Here is a 21,630-nt window from a genome sequence, read left to right as displayed (position 1 = left end):
GTTAAGATGATGACTTATTAAGAGTCTAAACCCGCTCCAGTTTGATTGGATACGTTCGGTTGGCGTTCCATTGGCAGACGTACAGATTATGATCTTCGTCAACGCATACGTCGTGGCCGTGGTAGAAGGTGTTGCCATCCTGAAAGAGTTGCTGGAGCACGCCGTTTTTGTATTCAGGCTGCGTACCTCCCGGATTTGAAACCACCCGGTTGTTCTTGTCCAGAATCGTCACAAAGCCTGAATTGTCGAACCGCTTGCCCGTTTCCCGCGATTTTGACCAGCACACACCCGCATAAATGTTCTCGCCATTGATAACAGGACGACAAACGTAAGCACCCGGCAACTGGACCGTTTCGAGGTATTTTCCGTCGAGGGTGAAGAATTTGAAGGCGTTGTCTTCCCGTGAGGTGCAGATCAGTCTGGGGTTGTTGGGCTGGCGCAGGTCGACCGCTACACCGTGGGCGTTGTTGAGGTTATGGTCGGGGTTGGCGTTGGTATGGCCTCCGAAATGACGGATGTATTGTCCTTGGTGATTGTATTGGATGATGTAGTCGGAGCCGTAGCCATCGGCCACGTAAAAGTCACCGTTGGGTGCTACGGCCACTTCGGTGGGCATGAATTTCTGATCGGGTTTATAGACACCAATGGTCGATGGGTGGCCAATGCTGAAGATCAGACTGCCATCAAGGGTGGTCTTGAATATTCCACCCGATTGTGCATGCCACTTATTGTCCCGCCCGAAGAAATACCCGCAGTCGGTAATGAACAGAACGTCGTCACCGCCTTCGCTGGCCAGTGTGAGCCCATGTCCGCCGGGGTAGCGGGTGCCCCACGAATCGAGTAGTTTACCCGATTTGTCATAGACCAGAATGTTATTTTTGACCTCGTCGTTGATCATAATCAGCCGCCCTTTCGAGTCTTTGACCATTTCGTGGCAGTTGAACACGGGCGTTTTGGCTGGGTCGAGCACTCCCCACTCTTTATTGACCCGGTATTTATAAGCGCCATGGCCAATTACATCAAGTTCAGGATTACGGGCATAGCCAACCAGATTGATGGCTAATGAACTGGCAACAGCGGCTGTCGACTGTTTAAGAAAGGTTCGGCGGGTTTGTGAGTGATTCATTGGTTATGCTGAGGGTAAGACTGTTGCTTGATTACGTTCAACCGTGGCCTGTGTCCTCACAGGTCACTTTGCCAGATGGACACGCCCGGCTGGCGCATGGGTGATCTGTGAGGACACAGACCACGGGGCAGATTAGGATTGATCAGGCTAAAATTCCTTTCACGAGTTTGCCTTCCACATCCGTAAGACGGAAGCGACGGCCCTGAAATTCGTAGGTTAGTTTTTCGTGATCGATCCCCATCAGATGGAGCAGGGTTGCCTGAAAATCATGTACATGCACCGGGTTGCGAGCGATGTTATAGCCGAATTCATCCGTTTCTCCATACGTAATACCGGATTTGACGCCACCCCCAGCCATCCAGATCGTAAAACAGCGAGGATGATGATCGCGTCCGTAATTGTCCTTCGTTAGTTTACCCTGCGAATAGTTGGTACGGCCAAATTCTCCACCCCAGATAACGATGGTATCATCCAACAAACCTCGTTGTTTCAGATCCTGTACCAAAGCGGCCGATGGCTGATCAGTCGCTTTACATTGACGGCTAATTCCTTTGGGCAGATCACCGTGTTGATCCCAGCCCTGATGATATAGTTGAACAAACTTTACATCCCGTTCCAGCAATCGACGGGCCATGAGGCAGTTAGCAGCAAACGTACCCGGATTGCGGGCTTCAGGACCGTATAGGTCGAATACCCAGTCGGGCTCATCCGATAGGTCGTTGACTTCGGGAACGGAGGTTTGCATCCGAAACGCCATTTCGTACTGGGCAATGTGGTTGGCTACTTCCGGGTCGCCATAGAGCTCTTCCTGCACCTGGTTGAGGTCTTTGAGGGCATCGAGCATATAGCGCCTATCCGTCGTGCTATAGCCAGACGGGTTGTTCAGATACAGCACCGGGTCGGCACCTGAGCGGAACTGTACTCCCTGATGTTTGGACGGTAAAAACCCATTACCCCATAGTCGGGCGTAAAGAGGTTGATCCTGTGGGGCATTTTTCGAAACAAGTACGATGAACGCCGGTAAGTTTTCATTCGCCGACCCTAGCCCATAACTGATCCATGACCCGATGCTAGGTCGGCCGGCCAGTTGGTTGCCCGTCTGGAAGAATGTCAGCGCCGGGTCGTGGTTGATTTGCTCCGTAAACATCGACTTGATGAAACAAAGGTCATCGGCTACCCGACTAGTGTGGGGCATCAACTCGCTAACCCAGGCGCCACTTTGGCCATGCTGAGCAAACGCATAAGGCGACCGAACCAGCGGCAATGAGGATTGCTGCGCGCTCATGCTGGTCAAACGCTGCCCTTTTCGAACCGATGCGGGTAAGTCTTTGCCATGCATCTTTTCCAGAAATGGCTTATAGTCGAATAGTTCGAGTTGGGATGGCCCACCGCTCTGGCATAAATACACGATCCGTTTCGCTTTCGGGGCTCGGTGCGGAACGAGAGGGGTCGATGACGTTGGGGATGGCGTTGAAAAAAGATTTCCGGGCAACAACGACCCTAATGCCAGTGACCCCAGGCCAATACTAGCCTTTGTCAGAAACGACCGCCGGTTGAAGGTATCGGCCAGAGTTTGTGTGAGTTTGTCAGTCATGGTCATTTAATGGTCAATGATTGTCATCGGTGGTATCCTATTCCGAGGTCTGTGTCTTCACAGACCACTCATGCGTCAGCTAAACCATCCGGTCGATGGTCTGTGTCCTCACAGACCTCGGGAACGGAACTTTCGGGAAGCTGGTCAGACCAGCTTCAGTGTTTGGTAATAAAGGCTTCTGAGTTCATAACCGTGCTGGCAACAACGGCTCCAGCGGCTAGTGCTGGCTTATCCGACATGCCCGTCAGTTTATACTCGCCTGCCTGTAACCAGCCGTTCATTTTGGCCGGATTGTTCCTGAATTTCTGGTATTCCTGCTCATATAATCGGGTCAGGATAGTCATTTCTTTGGGGATCGGTTTACGGCTTGTTAACAGACGAAATAGATTGGTAAGCCGTTCCGAAGGCGTTGGATACCGTATAAACGACCGTTCGGCAACGACTTTGGCCGCTTCGACAAACTGGGGGTCGTTGAGCAGGACCAGCGCTTGCAAGGGCGTACTGGTTTTTTGTCGCTGCACCACGCAATAGCTACGAGAAGGCGCATCGAAGGTGTTCATCGATGGGGGCGGGTTGGTTCGACGCCAGAAGGTATACAAGCTCCGTCGGTACAGACTTTCACCCTTATCCTGCACATACGTCGTATTGTTAACCGCCCACAAGCCCTCCGGTTGATACGGTTTCACGCTCGGTCCACCAATCTTAGCCGAGAGTAATCCGCTCGCAGCCAGGGCATTGTCCCGAACCATCTCGGCCGTTAAGCGCGACATTGGCCCCCGCGATAGCCACACATTCTCTGGATCTTGTCGAAGACTTTCTTTCGTTGCTCGGGACGACTGCCGATAGGTAGCCGACATAACGATCAGCTTCTGCATGGCTTTCATATTCCAGTTTGATTCCCGGAAATTAATCGCCAGCCAGTCGAGGAGTTCGGGGTGGGAGGGAAGACCGCCCTGGTTGCCAAAATTGTTGGACGATTTTTGAAGACCTGTGCCAAAATAGGTTTGCCAATAGCGATTCACTACCACGCGGGCCGTCAGTGGATTGTCGGGGTGCAGCAGCCACTGGGCCAGTCCAAGTCGATTGCGCGGAAGGCTGGCCGGAAAAGGTAAAATACTAGCCGGTACATCGGGTCGAACGCGTTCGCCGTGAGCGTCGTATACTCCACGTTTGAGCAGGTACGTTGGGCGTGGGGTTTTCATTTCCTCCATCACCATGATTTCCGGTATGTCTTCAGCTTGCCGGTTACGCTCTGTACGTACCTGTTGGAGCGCATCGCGCTGGCGCTGATAAGGGGTAGATACATTGGCCAGATAATAGGTCAACAACGCTTTTGAATCGGACAGGGTAGTAGCTATAGGATTGGTACTTCCCGTTGACTGAGCCAGCAAAGCAACTTCAGGGGCCGTCAGCTCTCGGCTATACACGACCAGTTCATCGACAAGCCCATTTTTGATACCCGTGCCCCGCATATCGGCTCCTACCTGCAAACCGGGTTGTTCTTTGCCAATGTATTTGGAGAAGATGATGTCTTTATACAGATTATCCCGTTCCGTTGCCATCGCCATCTCCCGGCCATCCAGATACAGCTTGAACCCATTGGCTTTGCTCGACCCGTCGTAGGTCATGGTCAGGTGAATCCATTTTTGTTTGGGGAGGGGTTGCCGACTCACCCGGTTGATGCTGTTATACGGCCAGGTGTGCGCCATCCGAAGCTCGGCTTTCCCGTCGCGTAGATTCAGAAAATACCCCCGGAAATTGTACAGAATATCACCCTGACCTTTGTGCAGAATGACCCCTTTGTTCAACTCGTTGGGCAGGTTGACCCATACGCCAATCGAAAAGGGTTGCGCCCGGTGAAAGATGCCTACTTTGCCCAAACTTAAAATATCGTCACCATTGGATTGAAACGCCTGTCCGAACTTCCCGGCTGCGAGTACCGGGTCGACTACGGTGCCTTTGTCGGCAGGTAACACGTCACTGATAAACTGGTTCTTAACCAGCTTGTCGAAGGTGAACCGAGCCTGTAATCTTTTCTTTGGGTCGAATGTGACGGTGTTATGATTGCTGGTTCGCCACTGCGTAAAGGCCTGCTGTTCAGTCAATGCCGTTTGCGCTAATGACTGTTCGGTCGTTTTGATGCGTGTGTTAATAAACGCCAGCAGGCTATCCTGTTTCTGATCCGAAAGTAGCATAGTTGGAACAGGCATGGCATCATCCCAGGAGATTTGCCCGATCTCATCGACATTGTTGAAAAAGGCAAACAGGCTGTAATAGTCCTTCTGCGAAATAGGATCGAACTTGTGATCATGGCAGCGGGCGCATTCGACCGTAAGGCCCAACATGGCCGTCCCCAGCGTGTTGGTTCGGTCAGCAACGTATTCGACCCGGAATTCTTCGTTGATGATTCCCCCCTCCATGTTCTGCGAATGATTGCGGTTGAAGGCCGTAGCCAGCCGTTGTTCGCGGGTAGTCGGGTCACCAGTACGATGGGGAAGTAAATCACCCGCCAATTGCCAGGTCAGAAACTGGCTGAACGGCTGATTTCTATTGAAGGCCTGAATGACCCAATCACGCCAGGGCCACATCGGTCGATAGCGATCGACAGTATAGCCATGCGTATCGGCATAGCGGGCCAGATCGAGCCAGTCGACGGCCATTTTCTCGCCATAGTGGGGCGATTGCAGCAGTCGGTTCACTACTTTCTCGTAAGCGTTGGGCGAGTTGTCGGCCAGAAACGCGTCGATTTCGTCGAGGGTAGGCGGTAAACCCGTCAGGTCGAGCGTTACCCGGCGAAGGAGTGTTTCTTTATCGGCTTCGGGCGATGGTTTTAGCCCCTTCTCTTCCAGTTTGTGCAGGACGAACTGATCGATCGGATTTTTGGGCCAGTGGGTATCGGCTACAGTAGGCAATTCCGACTTTTGGGGTTTGATCAGCGCCCAGTGCGGTTTGTATTCAGCGCCCTGTTCAATCCATTTAACGAGGATAGCTTTTTCGTAGTCCGACAGAACCCGGTTCGAGGCTTTGGGGGGCATCATGTCATGCTCGTCGGTTGTGATGATCCGGTGGTAGACTTCGCTATTGGCTAAATCGCCAGGAACGATAGCGTGTTTGCCTTTCGCTTTTTTCAGGGCTGCCAGAGCGCCTTCACGAGTTGCCAGTTCCAGACCCGCTTTCTGGCTATTCTTATCAGGTCCATGACAGAAAAAGCATTTATCGGACAAAATTGGCTTGACGTGCAGGTTGTAATCGACGGTTTCGGGTAGCTTATCGGCCAACTGTAAAATAGCCACAGGTTTATCGACGTGGCTACAGCTTTGCAGGAAACCGACAGCACAAAAAACAAGCAGACTTGCCAGTACTAACAGGTATTTATGGGTAAACGGTATCAGTGATAATCGTTGCATAAGCTCCTGAATAAATAGTTGACGAACAGCTAATCAGCAAGGTATCTGAAAAAAGCAGTTGGTCAGGCAGTCAAAGTGTATTGACTAATCAGGAGCAAAAATAGGATTTTAGTCAGCGAGGATAAATGCACAAATAAGAGGTTGTTTTGCACAAATCCGACGTGGAGAGGATCAAAGAGCGAAAGCGTGAATGAGTGAAAGAGCGAAGCCATCCGGCAGGTTATTCGCTCTTTCACTCATTCACGCTTTCGCTCTTTGATTTACGCAAACGCCTGTGTGCGTAGGGTTGATTTCATGGTTCCCAGCGCCCGGTACAGGAAATTGGCGACTGTCTGGCGCTCCACGTCCATCATCTGAGCAATGGTTTCGTTTGATAAGCCTTTGTAGAATTTTAGGAAAATGACTTCCTGTTGTCGGGCAGGGAGTTGGTCGATAAGTTGGCGAAGTCGGCTTTCTTTTTCCGAAGAGAACTCGTCACGGATCAGGTTGCTTTCGTGTGTCTGGCCATCGGTTAGTAAAGCACCTGTAGTTTCCCAATCATCGAGAAGCATCTCCCGACCCGTTTCTTTTTTGAGCAGCCGGAACAGGTTGTTTCGTAGCGCTTTGATGAGGTAGATGGTTACGTACGACGTTTCAACCACATTGGCCCGTCGGTACCAAAGCTCCAGAAATAATTCCTGAATACAGTCTTTGATCAATTCGCGGTCCTGTGTAAAGCGGGTAGCATAGGTAAACAATACCCGGTAGCGTTTCTTTATCAATTGATTAAACGCCTGTCCATCGCCTGCTTTGAACCGAATCCAGAGCTGGGCAAGAAGAACTTCATCAGTAGGAATTAAGGCCAACCTAGCCATACTGTTGTATCAGGAAAAAGGTAAACAAAGCGTACCGTCAGAACAGGTTAGCATGGAAACGGACGCACTTCTGTGAGATTTCTTTACGTCGTCCATCATAACAAAGTACAATTTTTAGTATTAGACGAGCTTCGGACGCTACCATACAATAAACTATACCTTTTACTGTTTTTCTGGGTATTATATACTAATATACTTCCTTAGTACAACTTGTCAAGGTTATTTTAAGCCTGAAAGAGCTTGATTTTATGCAATCGATACCGCAATCGCTACCGCAAACGTTTGCATAAAAAATAAGTTGACTTGAAATGTTTAAATTTTTTTAAACTAAATTACACCCCGGTTTTACTGGCTTTAAACAGGTTTGAGCTATCTTGAGAAGACTTTCTTATAAAAGTTATAATTAGCCTTTGGGCCCTGGTCGTTATGAAAAACACACCTGTTACCATAAAGGATATTGCCCGTTCACTCAATATCTCTATCTCGACTGTTTCGCGCGCCTTGCGTGGTATGCCCGAAATCCACCCCGATACGCGGAATGCGGTGTTGAAACTAGCCGAAGAGCTGGATTATCAGCCTAATCAATTAGCCAAAAATCTGGCCAAAAGCCGGACCAAAACCATCGGGGTTATTGTCCCTAACCTGAGCTATTACTACTTCTCGGCCATGCTCAACAGCATCGAAGAGGCAGCCTTGCAGGCCGGGTATAGTGTACTGGTTTGTCAGACCAATGAATCGTATCTGCGCGAGATTACCAACATTCAAAACCTGATGCGGAGTCAGGTGGAGGGGTTTATTATTTCGCTATCGCGCGATACCGATAATTATGAACACGTAGAGCGGCTGGTTCGGAAGAATATCCCGCTGGTATTGTTTGATCGTTATGCCGAGAGCATCAATGTTTCGAAGGTAATTGTCGATAACCATGCCGCAGCGTTTAAAGCGACAGAACACCTGATCGAGAATGGTTGCCGTCGGATTGGCTTTCTGGCCGGGCCCGCGCAACTGGTCCTGAGCAATCAGCGAATAGCAGGGTATCGGGCTGCCCTGGAAAAGCATGACCTGTGGGCTGGCGATAAATATGTGTTCCACTGCGATTACACGACCGAGAGTGCGATTATGCAAACGCTGGCAATGATGAGCCTGCCCCAACCTCCCGACGGTGTGGTGATCATCAGCGACCGGATGGCGTTTTCGGCCATGTATGCCATGAATCAGAAAGGGATTCGCATTCCCGACGATGTGGCGATTGTGAGCTTTAACAACGAACCCGTGTCAGCCCTGTTTTCGCCTACCCTAACCAGTGTGAACCAACCCATTCAGGAAATGGGAAACGAGACCGTACGGCTGTTGCTCCGCGAACTCGATGCCGTTGATGAGAACGTGCCGAAAGAAACAAAAGTCATGGAAACCCAACTTATGGTGCGGGGCTCGTCGCTGAGGAAGTAATTTTTTGTTTCAGGTTTAACGTTTCAGATTGGCTGACGCATATACACTGCCTTCAGGTCAGCCAACCTGAAACAAAAAGAATGAAGCTGTTTAATACCCGGCTTCGGCCAGCAGAACCAGTAAAATTCGTTGCAGGCCCAGAACCCCTTTGTCGTTTAGCCACCACTCTTTCAGTGAGTGAGCGCCATTGCCTGTACCGCCACTACCAATGGTAATGGCCGGAATCCCTTTGGAAAACGGACCGTTGGCGTTGGTTGAGCTGGCGCTTAGCTTAGGCTCGCCTTTGAGGAATTTGGAAGCGGCCATGGCTCGCTGTACGATTGGGGTGGTTGGCTCAGTACGACCCGAAGGACGATCTCCAACCAGTTTAACGTCGACGGTCAGATCGGGTCCCCAGCGTTTCATGGCGTTTTCTTCTTTGAGGGCTTGCTGAACTGCAGTCTGGAGTAGGGCGTCGATACCTTTCAGTTTCTCCGGGCTTTCAGACCGCATATCAACTTCCATCCACGATTCGTACGGAATGGCGTTAACAGAGGTGCCTCCGCCAATCACACTCACGCTGTAGGTTGTTTTAACACCCTCTTTGGTAAATTTATCGGCTTCGGTGGTGAAGTGATAAATGGCCTTGCCCAGTGCACCATGCGGATTGACGATACCGAACGCGCCGTAGGAATGTCCGCCCGGCCCCTTGAACGTAATCCGGTAGCGGTGTGAACCCAGGCCCCGGTGCGTGATGTTCGTATAGCCATCGCCATCAACGGCAATGTAAGAATCGATTTTTGGACCACCGGGTCGGAGCAGGTGTTTCACTCCCCGCAGATCACCCAACCCTTCTTCGCCAACGGCTCCGACAAACAGGACATTGGCGTCGGTCTGGATATTGGTTTGTTTAAGGGCTTTCAGAACAGTCATCACGGCCGTGAGTCCACGGGTATCATCTCCTACACCGGGTGCGTACAGTGTATCGCCTTTTTGCTTCACTTTTACATCGGTTCCAGCCGGGAACACCGTATCGAGGTGTGCTTCCACCACGACCGTTTTCTTACCTGAACGACCTTTGCGGGTGGCTAGTACATTGCCGACCTCATCGATCCATACCGAATCGGCACCGGCTTCTTTCATTAGAGCGGCAAAGGCTTTGGCCCGTTCGGTTTCTTTGAAAGGGGGCGACGGTATTTCGGTCAGCATAATCAGCGTTTTTTTGGTTTGCGGCTCCCAGTCGGTAAAGAGTTTAAACGCCGATTGGACGGCCGGTTTTTTAGCGATTGTACTAACCTCCGTTTCATACTTCGTGTCGACGGGTACTACCTTTTTCGACTCTTCATCATCCGCTTCTTCCTGAGCAAAGAGATAAGGGGTAGTGCCGCCAGTCAGCAGGATAGTAATGAAAAAGATTTTGATCAATTGATTCATAGATGAGGTATTAAATAGAACATGGATGGTTATGATGATTATGATTTGCACAGATAAAATCATAATCATCATAACCATCCATGTTCTATTGATAGATTAGAACAGTTTGAGGTTAATGTTCGCTGACAACATCGCTGGCCTGCGATCCGCTTTTGCCTGTGCTATACAACTGGTTAAACAGGAGTTTGAAGGTGCCGTGCGACTGTGCCCGGAATGTAATTTCGGGTCCAAACGCATAGAGCTTACCGGCACCGATGGGTGCCATAAACGCAGCTACGCCATCCTGCAAATACGCCTGTCCCCATGCCCAGCCACTACGCAGTGGCTTGTTGGTCGCAAACCAGGCCAGCGGGGTTACCGTTCCTTTAGCTATGGCTTCAGGAGCCAGCTTGAAGACCGGACTAGCATCGAAATACACATCCGTTTGCGTCGACAGACCATACGTAGCCTGCTGGGTAGAGTCGACCGTCACTTGTAGCACGCTACCGGGGATGTAGTACTTCTCGCCAGGTAACGGGCGTTCCTGACCCGAGGTGGTCATCTCCATGAGGGCGTTTTTAACGGGCAGTCCAAGGTGGTAAGCTAGGTTGGTACTCGACCCAATGGTGACGATATTGCCGCCCGCTTCCAGGAAGGCTTTGAGTTGAGGGATGGATTTGCTGGCCGTAATCTTGCCTAACCACGGACGATATTCGGCGGGTGTACTTTCTTCTTTTGGCTCACGCTCAAAACCACTGAAGGGGTCATTGTCGCCACCACGAAGCGCTGGAATCGCCCGCGTCACGAACACGATCACGTCGAATTTCTTCCGCAAGTCACCCGCATCAATATCCTGCGGGTAAATGACTTTCATCGGGAAGTGGTACTGCTCCATCATCCAGCGAATCCAGCCCGACGGCATCGACCCACCATAGGTATCCCAGAGGGCAATCCGCATAGGCGACATTTTGATCATCGAAGCGGTTGGCTTTTTGGTTACGCCCGTTACCTCAAGACTCAGATCTTTGGCTGATTTGTCGATGATTGATTTCGCTTTTGCCGATGCAGGAACGAAGAAGGTACCCGCTTCAACAGTCGGTTTGCCACCTGTTCCATTCGGCAAGCGATAGACATCGATACCCGAAGCCAACAGGTCGTTGACGGCGATGAAGGAGTTGTTCGTTTTGGCGCTCAGCAGATAACCCGCGCTGGCACTTCCGGCGACGTGGCCTTCGGGCGACTGAAGTTCACCGTAAGGCAGCTTTTTGAATGGACCATCGAAGCTATCCAGAATACGGTCGAATTTAACGTTCATCAGGTAAGCAGGTGTCCAGCCAGCGGCATCATACGGACGAATGGGAGGGCCACCGGGATACTGAAAATCGTTGGGGTGATCCTGGGGCTCGAACATGTCCAGTAGGTGCGGACGGAACGACTGATCGGCCTTCACCACGTACGAACCGGCTGGGTATTTCTTACCGGCTACCGTAAAATCAGATGTAGCCTGCTGAATTTGGATACCGGTCCGAATCAGGGCATTGACGAATTTAACGGCCGTTGAAAAATCAGGCTGATTGGCCGGAATGATGAACCCACGCGGATCGCGAAGCACCTGATTTGTCATAATCGTATCGTAATACTTCATCGGCATCCCCCCTCCTCGTGGCATCAACCCATATTGATTGGCGGAGGCAGTGGCTGGCTTTTTAGGGTCAGCCTGGAACGCCGTATTGATGGCATCGATCTTCTTAGGCGATAAGCTCCAGGTGTCCTGACTGCCCCGTTCGATGGAGTTTTTGCCCATCCGGTAGATGTTGAACAGCAACTCATCGCGGTGACGGGTCGCATAATCCAGCACGGCGTAGTTCAGCGATACCGAGTAATCAATCGACTGTTTGAAGTGCCATTTCTGCGGACGAACCGGTAGGGGCGTATTCCCATTTGGAATCAGTCGGCTCGGTACGAGGGGCACATCTTCGGGCGTTGGTCCACCGATGATTTCGGTGAGCAGACCAATCATATTGTGGAAGTGGGTTGTTGTTCGCAAACCACCGTTATACCAGGTCGAGAAAACCGAACCGCCCAGACGTGTGTAGCCCGGCTTGTTTTCGACATTCATTCGGTTGATCATGGCCGCGCCCAGCGCATCGATGCCCGTGACCATCAGTGGATCGAATACGTAGTTGAACGGATCGCGATACGGCGGACCTGCCAGCACCGAACCAGCCGGGCCACGCTGGTGGTGGTTGTACATGATCTGTGGGAGCCATTCAATAAACAACTGACGGCCAATATTCTGGGTCTCTTTCAGGTTGAGCATGAAGAAATCCCGGTTGTTGTCGTGACCCGCGTATTTTTCATACAGCCGGGGCAGGTTCTCCAGCGACCGTTTTTCGGGCTTGGGATCACGCATGTACCAGTTGGTTACGATCTCCTGTCCGTCGGGGTTGGCGTGGGTGAGCAGAATGATGCAATTGTCCAGAATTCGCATGGTTTCAGGATCTTTGCGGCTCACCAGTTGCCAGATAGTTTCGATGAGTTGATGCGTACCGACCACTTCTGTCGCGTGCAGACCGCCATCGATCCACACAACGGCTTTGCCTTCGTTGGCTAACGCATGGGCCTGCTCTTCAGAAATACCTTCGGCACGAGCCATTTTGGTGGAAATCTCTTTGTAGCGGTCCAGCTTTTTGAGGTTTTCGGGCGACGATACGATGAGCATGAACTGATGACGACCTTCTTCGGTCAGCCCGATGTCGACCAGCTTTGTCCGGTCAGAACCAGCCGCCAGTTTTTTTACATAGGCTTCGGTCTGGGTATAGGTGGCCAGTTGGTAATCGTCGCCGATGTTGAAGCCAAAATGCTCTTTCGGCGAAGGGAGGGTTTGGGCCATCGCTGTGCGTAAGCCAGCGGTTAGCAGTACAAGTACTAAGTAAAGAGAAGAACGCATTTGTTGACGGATTGATTGGGTTATATAGACGAAGTTTAGAAGTTGCCAGGTAGGAGGGGATGTTGGGTGTAGGGTGGTGAGGAACAAAGCGAATTTGAGTTCAATTTAACTTATAGGATTTTATAGAAGGGTATATATGGAGAATAAAATTTCTAATAATCCATTAATTGAAATATATTCTTCCTTTGGTTCTATTCCTGATGCCGTGTGGTTAGCTATGTTTAGACAATTCTAAAACCTCACGGTGTCAGATGTGAGCATCTGACCACACAGAGCACAGAAAAGCCCATTTACAAGTCAGTTCGTTCGCTTACATACGATGGAAATCCGACTCGTTCATAGAGTTTCGCCAGTCGGTGGGCGTGTTCATCATAAGCGCTTTCGAACAGGGAAACGGCGCGTTCTGGGCCGACAACGTTGGCGGCTGACAGGACTTTTGGTGGATAACCGGCCTGCGTTAACAAAGCGGCTACCTCGGCTTTGATGCAGTTGACGATCACTGCCCCACCTACCGTCGAGCCAGGCGAAACGGGCGTATCGAGACCGGGCACGTCGACCATAGCATCGCCTGTGGGAGCGCCTGTGTCCAAGACTAGATCAGCAAAATCGCTTAACTTTTTGCCGTCCTGCCGTTTGCTAGTGCTCTTTTCGGCGTGTTGGCGAGTAATCAGCGCTACGACTTTAACCCCTCGTTTCTGAAAGATTTCGGCCATTTCGATAGGCACCACATTGCAGCCACTGGACGAAATGACCAGCGCCGAATCCTGCTCGGAGAGGTCGTAGTTGCGTAGAATCCGGTCGGCCAGGCCGGGCACATTTTCGAGAAACATGGCCTGCCGTTGCCCGTTGGCGCCAACCACCAGGTTATGAAACGAAAGCGACAGCTCGACAATCGGGTTGAAGCCCGGAAATGACCCGTACCGTGGCCACATCTCTTCAACCATAATGCGGCTGTGTCCACTGCCAAACAGATGCACCATCCGACCGGCCAGGATCGTCTGGCTAAACCATTGTGCCGCCTGTTGAATGGCTTCGGTCTGTTGTTCGGCAACGTCCAGAATCGCTCTGGCTTTTTGAATATATTGGGAGGTTAGGGACATAAGGGGTTGAAAGTTAAATGCATGGGGCAAAGGGCATGGGGGTATGGGCATAGGGTAAAGAACATGGGTAGGGTATAAGGAAAGAGACCCTATGCCCATACCCCCATGCCCTTTGCTAAGTAAAACAAGCCGCAGCGCCGATGGCTCCGGCCCAATCTTCGTAATGAGCTTTGCAGATGGTGGTTTTCTTACCGGCAGGTCGCCATTCGAACAGGTCGATGAACGTTTGCAACGGCGTAAACAGAGCGTCGTTGGCCTGGGTAATTCCTCCGCCTAAAATGATCACTTCAGGCGAAAAGAGATTGGCAATAGACGCAATGGCTACCGCTAATCTTCGGATTGATGCCAGCCAGACAAGCGTTGCCAGAGGCTCGCCAGCTGCATAACCCGCAACCAGTTCGTGCGTAGTCTGATAACGGCCATACGAACGACGGCTAACCGTTGCGTTACCAATGGCTTCTTCGAGGCTACCCGGCAACTGAGTGACATCCAACGAATCACTATCGGCATCTACTGTCATGTGGCCGATGTGCCCGGCCATCTGATAAAAACCCTGATATAACTGCCCACCGACCATAAGCCCACCACCCACACCTGTACCGAGGGTAATGAGTGCCGCATTGGCGATGTTTCGGGCAGCTCCAAACCGGGCTTCAGCCATCATGGCAGCATGAGCGTCGTTCAGTACATGGACCCGTTCGTTAAGAAAGCTGCCCCAGTTAAACCCTTCCAGTCCCGGCAAGCGTCCAGGCATACAGGCAATGGCCGAATTATCGACGGTCGGTAAGCCCGGTGCCGCTAGTCCGACCCCCTGAATTGGCCCATTGGTCGTAGCTTTTAATTCCTGAACAATTTGCTGGACCACGGCCTTCCAGCTACCCGTTTCGCTATCATTGGTCGGTACAATACGTCGCTCCAGCACCTCGCCTGTGTCCATGTTCATCAGGATGCCTTTAATGCGCGTACCGCCCAGGTCAATGCCAATCGATTGATTCATAGTTTATAAAGAATGTCAGTACATGGTATACGGTGGCTGACGCAAGCCAATTTACGCCACCCCTCCCCGTGTCTGTGTCCTCACAGACACCTATGCGTCAGCAATCGTTACCATTCGGATAGGTGTCTGTGAGGACACAGACACGGGGGAAGACTATATTATCAGGGCAAGGCAAACGCTACATAACTATCCCCTTTGGGAGCGCCGAGCTTGGTGCCGCCACAGGCTAAGGCAATGTATTGTTTTCCATTGACGGAATAGGTACAGGGAGTCGCAAAGGAGGCTGCGGGAAGTTTTGTTTCCCAGAGAAGCTTTCCGGTTTTACGGGCGAAAATTCGTAGCATGGCATCTTTCGTTCCGGCAATAATGACCAGTCCACCGGCTGTAATGACCGGGCCACCGTAGCTTTCTGAACCGGTTGGCTCTTTTGTCTTCAATTCGGGATAATTGCCCAGTACGGTGGTCCAGACATATTCACCGCTATTGAGGTTGATGGCGTTCAGCGTTCCCCAGGGTTGCTTCATGGCTGGGTATCCGTTCTTATCCAGGAACTTACTATATCCCGAAATCTGATAAGAAGCTTTAGGCTGTGGTTGGACTCCTTTTTTGGGTTCGAGCGAATTCGTCATGCCCACTTCCTGCTTTTCTTCACCAAACAAAAACGCCAGTAATTCCTGTTTTTGCATAGTCGACAGACCCGTAAAGGCAGGCATCATGCCCTTACCCGTCGAGATGACGTTATCGACATACGCCCGATTCCGCCGTTTATGGATGTCGACCAGCGAAGGGTACCCACTGGCTGGATTGCCCTTTCGCTCGGCACCATGACAGGAAGCACAAGTAGTGGTATACACCCGCTGACCTGGACTTAGTTGCGCAAGCTGATCGTTTGACATCTTTTTATTGAGCGAAATCAACCAGGCCATCTCGTTGCTGTTGAGATACATAATTCCGTCAGGGTCAACGGCAGCACCCCCGTACTCCGCCCCGCCATCGAGCCCAGGGTAAATGATAGTGCCCTGCTTGCTTAATGGCGTAAAAGGACCTTCGTTACGGCTTCGACGAAGTGTTTCAACCAATTCCGTTCGATTGGCAGACAGTGGATTAATATCGCCTTCGGGCAATGTTTGCCGGGCATACGGGGCGGGTTTGGTCGGTATGGGTTGGGTAGGCCAGGCTTTTTCACCCTCAATATCTGATGCCGGTACAGGAACTTCCTTGATGGGAAAGAGCGGTTTGCCCGTTACCCGATCAAATAAAAATACATACCCCTGCTTGGTAGCCTGGGCCACCGCGTCGATTTTCTTTCCATTATGGGTCACAGTGAGGAGGTTCGGTGGCGCAGGCGCATCGCGGTCGAGAATGTCGTGGTGCACAAACTGAAAATGCCAGATGCGTTTGCCCGTTTTGGCATCAAGCGCCAGCAGACAGTTGGCAAATAAATTCTGGCCGAGTCGATTGCCGCCGTAGAAATCAAAAGCAGCCGATCCGGTTGGCACATAGACAATTCCCCGTTGTCGGTCAATCGCCATGCCCGACCAGTTGTTGGCAGCACCTACATCGGTATTTTTATAGGTATCCTTCGGCCAGGTGTCATACCCCAGTTCACCCGGATGCGGGATCGTATGAAATACCCAGGCTAACGCACCCGTCCGTATGTTAAACGCCTGGATGTTGCCCAGAGCGGCATCGGCCCCTTCTGACAGACGCATCGGCATTATGATCAGGTCGCCATACACAGTGCCGGGGGTATTGGAGATCACGAATTTATCGGTTGCCGTTGGGCCCAGTCCCGCTTTCAGACTTGTCCGGCCCTGCTCACCGAATGAAAGAACCGGTTTACCCGTATTGGCTTCAATAGCGTATAGCCAGGAACCTCGTGTAAACAGAATACGTCGGTCGGAGCCGCTTTCCCAGTAAACAACGCCCCGGCTGGTACTCTGTGAACGGACAGACCCTTTCAGTCCGGTAGTATCCTGCCAGGTCCAGAGTTTTTCGCCGGTAGCAGCATTAATGGCAAACGGCTGAGTTGTTGCCGTCATGCCATACAAGACCCCACTCTTCACAATCGGATTGCACTGAACCTGACCCGAATCCAGCGTATGGTATTGCCAGGCCATCTTCAGTTGGCCTACGTTGCTGGCGTCAATCTGGCTAAGGGTTGAATAATGGCTACGGTCGGGGCCACCCAGATACTCCGCCCAGTCATCTCCTGAGCCGGGTGGATCAACTGAGGACGTTAAGGCGGCCGCTCCAAATAAAGTAATCGCTGCTAAGGTGAGAGGTAGGTAAATACGTTTCATAAGGTAGGGCTGGACTATAAACGAGTTGAGTATAGATCCTGAAAATGTTCCTATTGCAGGATCTATACTCAGCCTAATAGAACACAGATTTTTATGATTCATATGATTTATTAAGATCTGTGTAAATCATATGAATCATAAAAATCTGTGTTCTATTTAAACGATTTTGAAGATAAAAGGCGATGAGGTCATGTATTTACCGCCCTTAGCTGCCGTAAACAGATAGCGTGGTCTGCCGTGCTGTATAAGTAGTTGAGGGTGCCCCAGCCGACCGTTTTGGTTTCCCTGGCTGGATGTGGGGGACTCTTTCGTGTAGTCGCTGATAGGGCCGAACGCAGCGCTGGGCTCGTTCCAGTGAACGCCATCGTGCGAATCCAGATATAAGCCTGCCTCGTTACTGTGAACGCCCATGTCGCTGGTAAGCATATGGAAACGGCCCCGCTGCAACCAGACAAAAGCATCCTCAATCTGTGCGTTGCTGCCTTTGGACGAAAAGTCGATAATTGGTTTTTTACTGTACCGTCGGTAGGGACCCGTTAGCGAATCGGCAATAGCAAGCCCGTACTTCTGAGCTCCCCGACTGGCAGAGTTGGCTGTTTTCCACGATTGGTAATAGAGCCAGTACTGTCCGTTGGGATGTTGCACAAAGGCCGGATTTGTGGTGCAATGATCATCCCAGGTGCCGGCCTGACCAGGTTCCAGCAACGGGGCAGTCGCGCGTTTCCAGGGCCCTTTCAGGGATTTAGCAGTGGCCAGGCCAATGCGTTGCGTGTCGGTCTGGCCGTTGGCATTGCCCGTGTAAAAGAGACAGTATCGTCCATCGACGTATTGGATGTGCGGGGTGTGGCAGGTCGTTGCATCCCAATGATCCGCACGAGGGGTCAGCACTGTTTCGACGTACTCAAACGGTGATTCGGGCGACTTGGCAACAGCATGGGCTATTTCCGACCCGTTGAGCCAACCGTCTGCTTTCTTTTCGGCAGACCAGCGCGAGTAAAACAGGTGTACTTTCCCATCGGGGCCATAGATGGGACTACTGCCCGATACATACCAATCTGGCGATTCCAGAGCCCGGCCAACGGGTTTGAGGTGTTTACTGAATTCGGCGCGATTGTCGTCGAGAAAAGGAAGTTCCAGGCCATCAGCAAACGCATTGGCAAATGGGAGCATCGTTAATCCGGTCAGAAAATTTCGTCGAGTCATCATATTTTTAAGATGTTTACAGTCTTCCGTTTACAGTTTACTGTTTTGCATTGGTAATACGAAAGCTGCTTTACATAACAGAAGACAGTATACTGTAAACAGAAAACGTCTTGCTTATAACGAACCAACCGGTGTCAGCATTATTGGACCTAGCAGGCCAGATGGTTGTGCCTCCCACTTGGTAGCATCGAAAGGGCGATAACGGATGTCAACAATATTGATGTCGTAGAATTTTTTCCAGCCCGGATTCTGCCGATCGTAGAGCCGCATGTAATTGGCCGATAGGTTCGTTACGTCGATTTCCAGTTTGTTGCCGGTTGGTTTCAGGAGCGTTGCCGGTATTGTTAACCGGAAGGGGATGCACCAGGCAGTACCGATGAGTTGACCGTTCAGCCGTACGTCGGCCACTTCCCGTACATCGCCAAGATCAAGTTGGTAGGTCGACGCGCTGGTGGTGGTGGGTAGATCGAACATAGTTGTATAGCGTACTGTTCCCCAGAAATAACCAGCTGAGTCGGAAAGTGTTGTCCAGGAAGTAAGCGTTGGCAAGGTGGCCTGATTGGTTAGGTTCGGACGCCCTTTCAGGAATTGTACCTGCCAGGGATTTGTGAGCATAACTGGCTTCGTCGGTGTGCTGTTTACCAATTGATTTTGCCCGGCCATGCTCATCAGGGAGGGATTACCTGGAACGATGTTGATGAAGCAGGATTGACCCGGCTCCAGTGCCAGAAATGCTTCGTTCCGACCGTTGGTCCCTTTTCGGGTTGATAAAGGCTGAGTCTGGTTGGTGAGTGGATCGTAGCGTAAAATCTGCCCAGTAGCCGAGAAGGTTACCCAGTTCTGGCGGAACTGGTTGCCCAGATTAGTAATGAAATACTGAGTGGTATCGCCCCGGTGTTTACGAATAAACGACAACCCTTCGGCCGCCCAAAGCTCCACCCGAATGCCCACTTTGGCCAGCGTACCAAATAGATCCTGGCTAACCGTTACCGTTTTTCGTGCCTGAAGCGCTTTCCCGATTCGTTGTACATCTGCCGAACGACTTTGGTGGTTATAAAAACCCGGTGCCTGTTGGGGTAACTGGCTATCAAAAATAATCCGGGCACCCTGCTGAGCCAGCCGTTCCAGCAATCGCAGCGAGGTTTCGGGTAAGTAGGTTGTACGTGGGATTAGGATAGCCTGATAGTTGGCTCCACCGGGTGTGCGAATGCCCTGTTTGGTGATGGTCAGGCTTTTCAGTAAATCATCGGATATGTAATCGTACGAGTAACCCCGTTGGCTCAATTGCTCACACAATCGCCCGAAAGGCTGAGGCAATAGCCAACGTTCGACATGGTGAACTTCGAGTTGATGAATACCCCCCGCCGATTTTGCCCGTGTGGTCCACAAATCATGAATCGGGAAATAGACCAACAAATCATTGTCAGGTTTGCTGGCTTGCAGCCGAGTCTGGCAACGCTCGATGTAGCGATTGAGCAAGGGCAGATGCGGCCAGAAATGGGAGCTTGGACCGTAATTGGTCGATGCATAAAACAGCCAGCCCGGCGAATCCACGCGGGGCCACCCTTCCGACGGGGGAGAATAGGGCGTACCGTGGTAAAAAATATGGTTGATGCCAGCCGCCAACAGTTCATCCACCTGTGGTTTGATCTGCGATAGCGACACCTGAAAATGGTTGGCGAGCCAGGTAGTCGTTTCGGAACTAACGAGCGGTTTGCCCAGCAGATGAGCCGCCGACGAAGCAAATTTCATGGCCAGCGGATTCGGTGTTCCGAAGCGGTCCACTTCATAGTTGGCATCGACGCGCAAACCGGGAATTGGAAACCGACTCGACCCAAACGATTCGGTTTCGGGAATATCGGCTCTGGCGTACAGGTCGATCAGGTTGCCGGGTGATCCATGTGCCTGATTGCGAGATAAGTAACCTGCTTTGGTTGCCCACGAACCCCAGGGTTTGGCAAAGCCATCATGCAGCAGTTCCGACAAGGTCTGGTGATAATCCTGATGAACGAGGATACTGGCTTCGGACTGGGTCGTATCCAGAAAAGCCGCCAGTTGCGTGTTCAAGTCGTACCCACGACGCGCTTTAAATTCGGTCAGAAAAATGTCGGACCAGTTGGCCCCAAAGACTTCATACGAATCATTATACACCGCTCTCGGGCGTTCGGGCAGGCGGGTAAGTGTCGAGTCGAAGCGTTTGAGGTAGTACTGAACAGCCGCTGGATTAAAGTAATCAATGACCAGGCCCTGACCACCGGGAGCGGGGCGTTTTACCTGCTGTTTGGTCGGTACGGCTATCAACTTACCGTTATCCAGTTTCCATTCTTTAGCCGCTAAGTCGTTCGAAATTCCCGGCCCTCCGAATGGCCAACCCGTACCCGTTGTCAGATCGACACCTAGTCCAAGTCGTTTCCCCTCGTGAACGGTATGGGCGAACACGGCCAGCCAGCGGTCGCTCAGGAATGGAATGAACTGTTTCTCAAATCCTTTAACGCCATAAATCGGGATGATGTGAACGCCACCCAGTCCGGCTTTGGCAAACTGATCGAGCTGTTGTGTTATATCCGATTCATTAACCGCATTGCCCATCCACCACCAGTAGGTCCAGGGTTTAGCCGTATTGCCAGTTGCAGTCTGGCCATTTCGAGGTATGGACGATTGAGCAAACGACGAGTGAAATTGTATGCACAGTACGAGTGCCAGAATGACAATAGATGCGTTTTTCATGAAAGGTAAGGATCAGAATCGGCAAGATAGTGTACAGAAACCGGGCTACCGTACTGTACTCACCCAGGTTGGGCTGGATTCTGTAAAGCGTTTTCGAAATTTCTGTGGACAAGGTCGCCAGGTGACTTTAATGCGTTCTTAAGGCTAGCTTGTCAATTTTCCAGTACCTTCAAATCCTAAACTAAAGCATAGGACTTTCGCAGACAGCCGTGCCACGGTTTGTTTATGAATAGGGAACCGTGGCACGGCTGTCTGCGAAAGTCCTGTCACTATTATTCAGGCTGAATACCAATGGAAAAAGTCGTTGATTATTCATTAGAATGGGATGTTAACCCGAATCATCCAGATTCCTGGCGAATTATTATCACAACAACCAAACACACGACACCTTTTCGATTACCCGTAAATTCATCCGCTGAATTTCTGGCTGCGGCTCATATGCTGAGCAAGTCTTCAGTGTATTATGACCTAACTACTTGCATGCTTGTCGTACCGCAACGGCCTGCCGGGACCTAACCAAAGTACTCG

At 51.2% G+C, this 21,630-nt stretch carries 13 protein-coding genes; 2 read left to right on the top strand and 11 right to left on the bottom strand.

Annotated elements, in window-relative coordinates; genetic code table 11:
- Nucleotides 1-25: 25 nt before the first annotated feature.
- The 4 genes from ACYVFD_RS15405 to ACYVFD_RS15390 all read right to left on the bottom strand — a co-directional run bounded on the left by ACYVFD_RS15405 (nucleotide 26) and on the right by ACYVFD_RS15390 (nucleotide 6,981).
- Nucleotides 26-1,126, bottom strand: a complete 1,101-nt coding sequence (locus ACYVFD_RS15405) for an NHL repeat-containing protein (RefSeq protein WP_461091077.1) — start codon at nucleotides 1,124-1,126, stop codon at nucleotides 26-28.
- Nucleotides 1,127-1,268: 142 nt separating this feature from the next.
- Entirely contained in the window at nucleotides 1,269-2,720 is a 1,452-nt protein-coding gene (locus tag ACYVFD_RS15400) for a DUF1501 domain-containing protein (protein WP_461091076.1), read from the bottom strand.
- Between the two features lie 155 nt (nucleotides 2,721-2,875).
- Nucleotides 2,876-6,127 carry a DUF1553 domain-containing protein gene (locus ACYVFD_RS15395; protein ID WP_461091075.1) on the bottom strand — a complete coding sequence of 1,084 codons (3,252 nt, stop codon included), beginning with the start codon at nucleotides 6,125-6,127 and terminating at the stop codon, nucleotides 2,876-2,878.
- Between the two features lie 260 nt (nucleotides 6,128-6,387).
- Nucleotides 6,388-6,981 carry an RNA polymerase sigma factor gene (locus ACYVFD_RS15390; protein ID WP_461091074.1) on the bottom strand — a complete coding sequence of 198 codons (594 nt, stop codon included), beginning with the start codon at nucleotides 6,979-6,981 and terminating at the stop codon, nucleotides 6,388-6,390.
- 426 nt (nucleotides 6,982-7,407) lie between these two features.
- Between ACYVFD_RS15390 and ACYVFD_RS15385 the strand changes: the two genes are divergently transcribed.
- Nucleotides 7,408-8,430: a LacI family DNA-binding transcriptional regulator gene (locus ACYVFD_RS15385; protein ID WP_461091073.1), complete on the top strand. Its 1,023-nt coding sequence runs from the start codon at nucleotides 7,408-7,410 to the stop codon at nucleotides 8,428-8,430.
- Between the two features lie 90 nt (nucleotides 8,431-8,520).
- Here the strand turns inward: ACYVFD_RS15385 and ACYVFD_RS15380 are convergent, their stop codons facing one another.
- The 7 genes from ACYVFD_RS15380 to ACYVFD_RS15350 form a co-directional block, all read right to left on the bottom strand.
- A complete protein-coding gene (locus ACYVFD_RS15380) occupies nucleotides 8,521-9,843 on the bottom strand; it encodes a M20/M25/M40 family metallo-hydrolase (RefSeq protein WP_461091072.1) in 1,323 nt (440 codons plus the stop codon).
- 112 nt (nucleotides 9,844-9,955) lie between these two features.
- Nucleotides 9,956-12,772, bottom strand: coding sequence for a M14 family metallopeptidase (locus tag ACYVFD_RS15375; protein WP_461091071.1), 2,817 nt, complete (start codon nucleotides 12,770-12,772; stop codon nucleotides 9,956-9,958).
- A gap of 290 nt (nucleotides 12,773-13,062) precedes the next feature.
- Nucleotides 13,063-13,872, bottom strand: coding sequence for a sugar isomerase domain-containing protein (locus ACYVFD_RS15370; RefSeq protein WP_461091070.1), 810 nt, complete (start codon nucleotides 13,870-13,872; stop codon nucleotides 13,063-13,065).
- Between the two features lie 115 nt (nucleotides 13,873-13,987).
- Nucleotides 13,988-14,869, bottom strand: coding sequence for an ROK family protein (locus ACYVFD_RS15365; protein ID WP_461091069.1), 882 nt, complete (start codon nucleotides 14,867-14,869; stop codon nucleotides 13,988-13,990).
- Nucleotides 14,870-15,030: 161 nt separating this feature from the next.
- Nucleotides 15,031-17,172, bottom strand: a complete 2,142-nt coding sequence (locus tag ACYVFD_RS15360) for an outer membrane protein assembly factor BamB family protein (protein ID WP_461091068.1) — start codon at nucleotides 17,170-17,172, stop codon at nucleotides 15,031-15,033.
- A gap of 156 nt (nucleotides 17,173-17,328) precedes the next feature.
- Nucleotides 17,329-18,378 (bottom strand): glycoside hydrolase family protein, encoded by a 1,050-nt coding sequence (locus ACYVFD_RS15355; protein ID WP_461091067.1) that lies wholly within the window; start codon nucleotides 18,376-18,378, stop codon nucleotides 17,329-17,331.
- A 111-nt stretch (nucleotides 18,379-18,489) separates the two neighbouring features.
- A complete protein-coding gene (locus ACYVFD_RS15350) occupies nucleotides 18,490-20,964 on the bottom strand; it encodes a glycosyl hydrolase (protein WP_461091347.1) in 2,475 nt (824 codons plus the stop codon).
- A gap of 429 nt (nucleotides 20,965-21,393) precedes the next feature.
- On the opposite strand from ACYVFD_RS15350, the gene ACYVFD_RS15345 reads away from it, so the two are divergent.
- Nucleotides 21,394-21,618 carry a hypothetical protein gene (locus ACYVFD_RS15345; protein WP_461091066.1) on the top strand — a complete coding sequence of 75 codons (225 nt, stop codon included), beginning with the start codon at nucleotides 21,394-21,396 and terminating at the stop codon, nucleotides 21,616-21,618.
- Nucleotides 21,619-21,630: the final 12 nt, after the last annotated feature.

The organism is Spirosoma gilvum (genome assembly GCF_054776815.1).
Note: the sequence above shows the minus strand (reverse complement) of the source record. Positions and strands in the feature narration are given on the sequence as shown.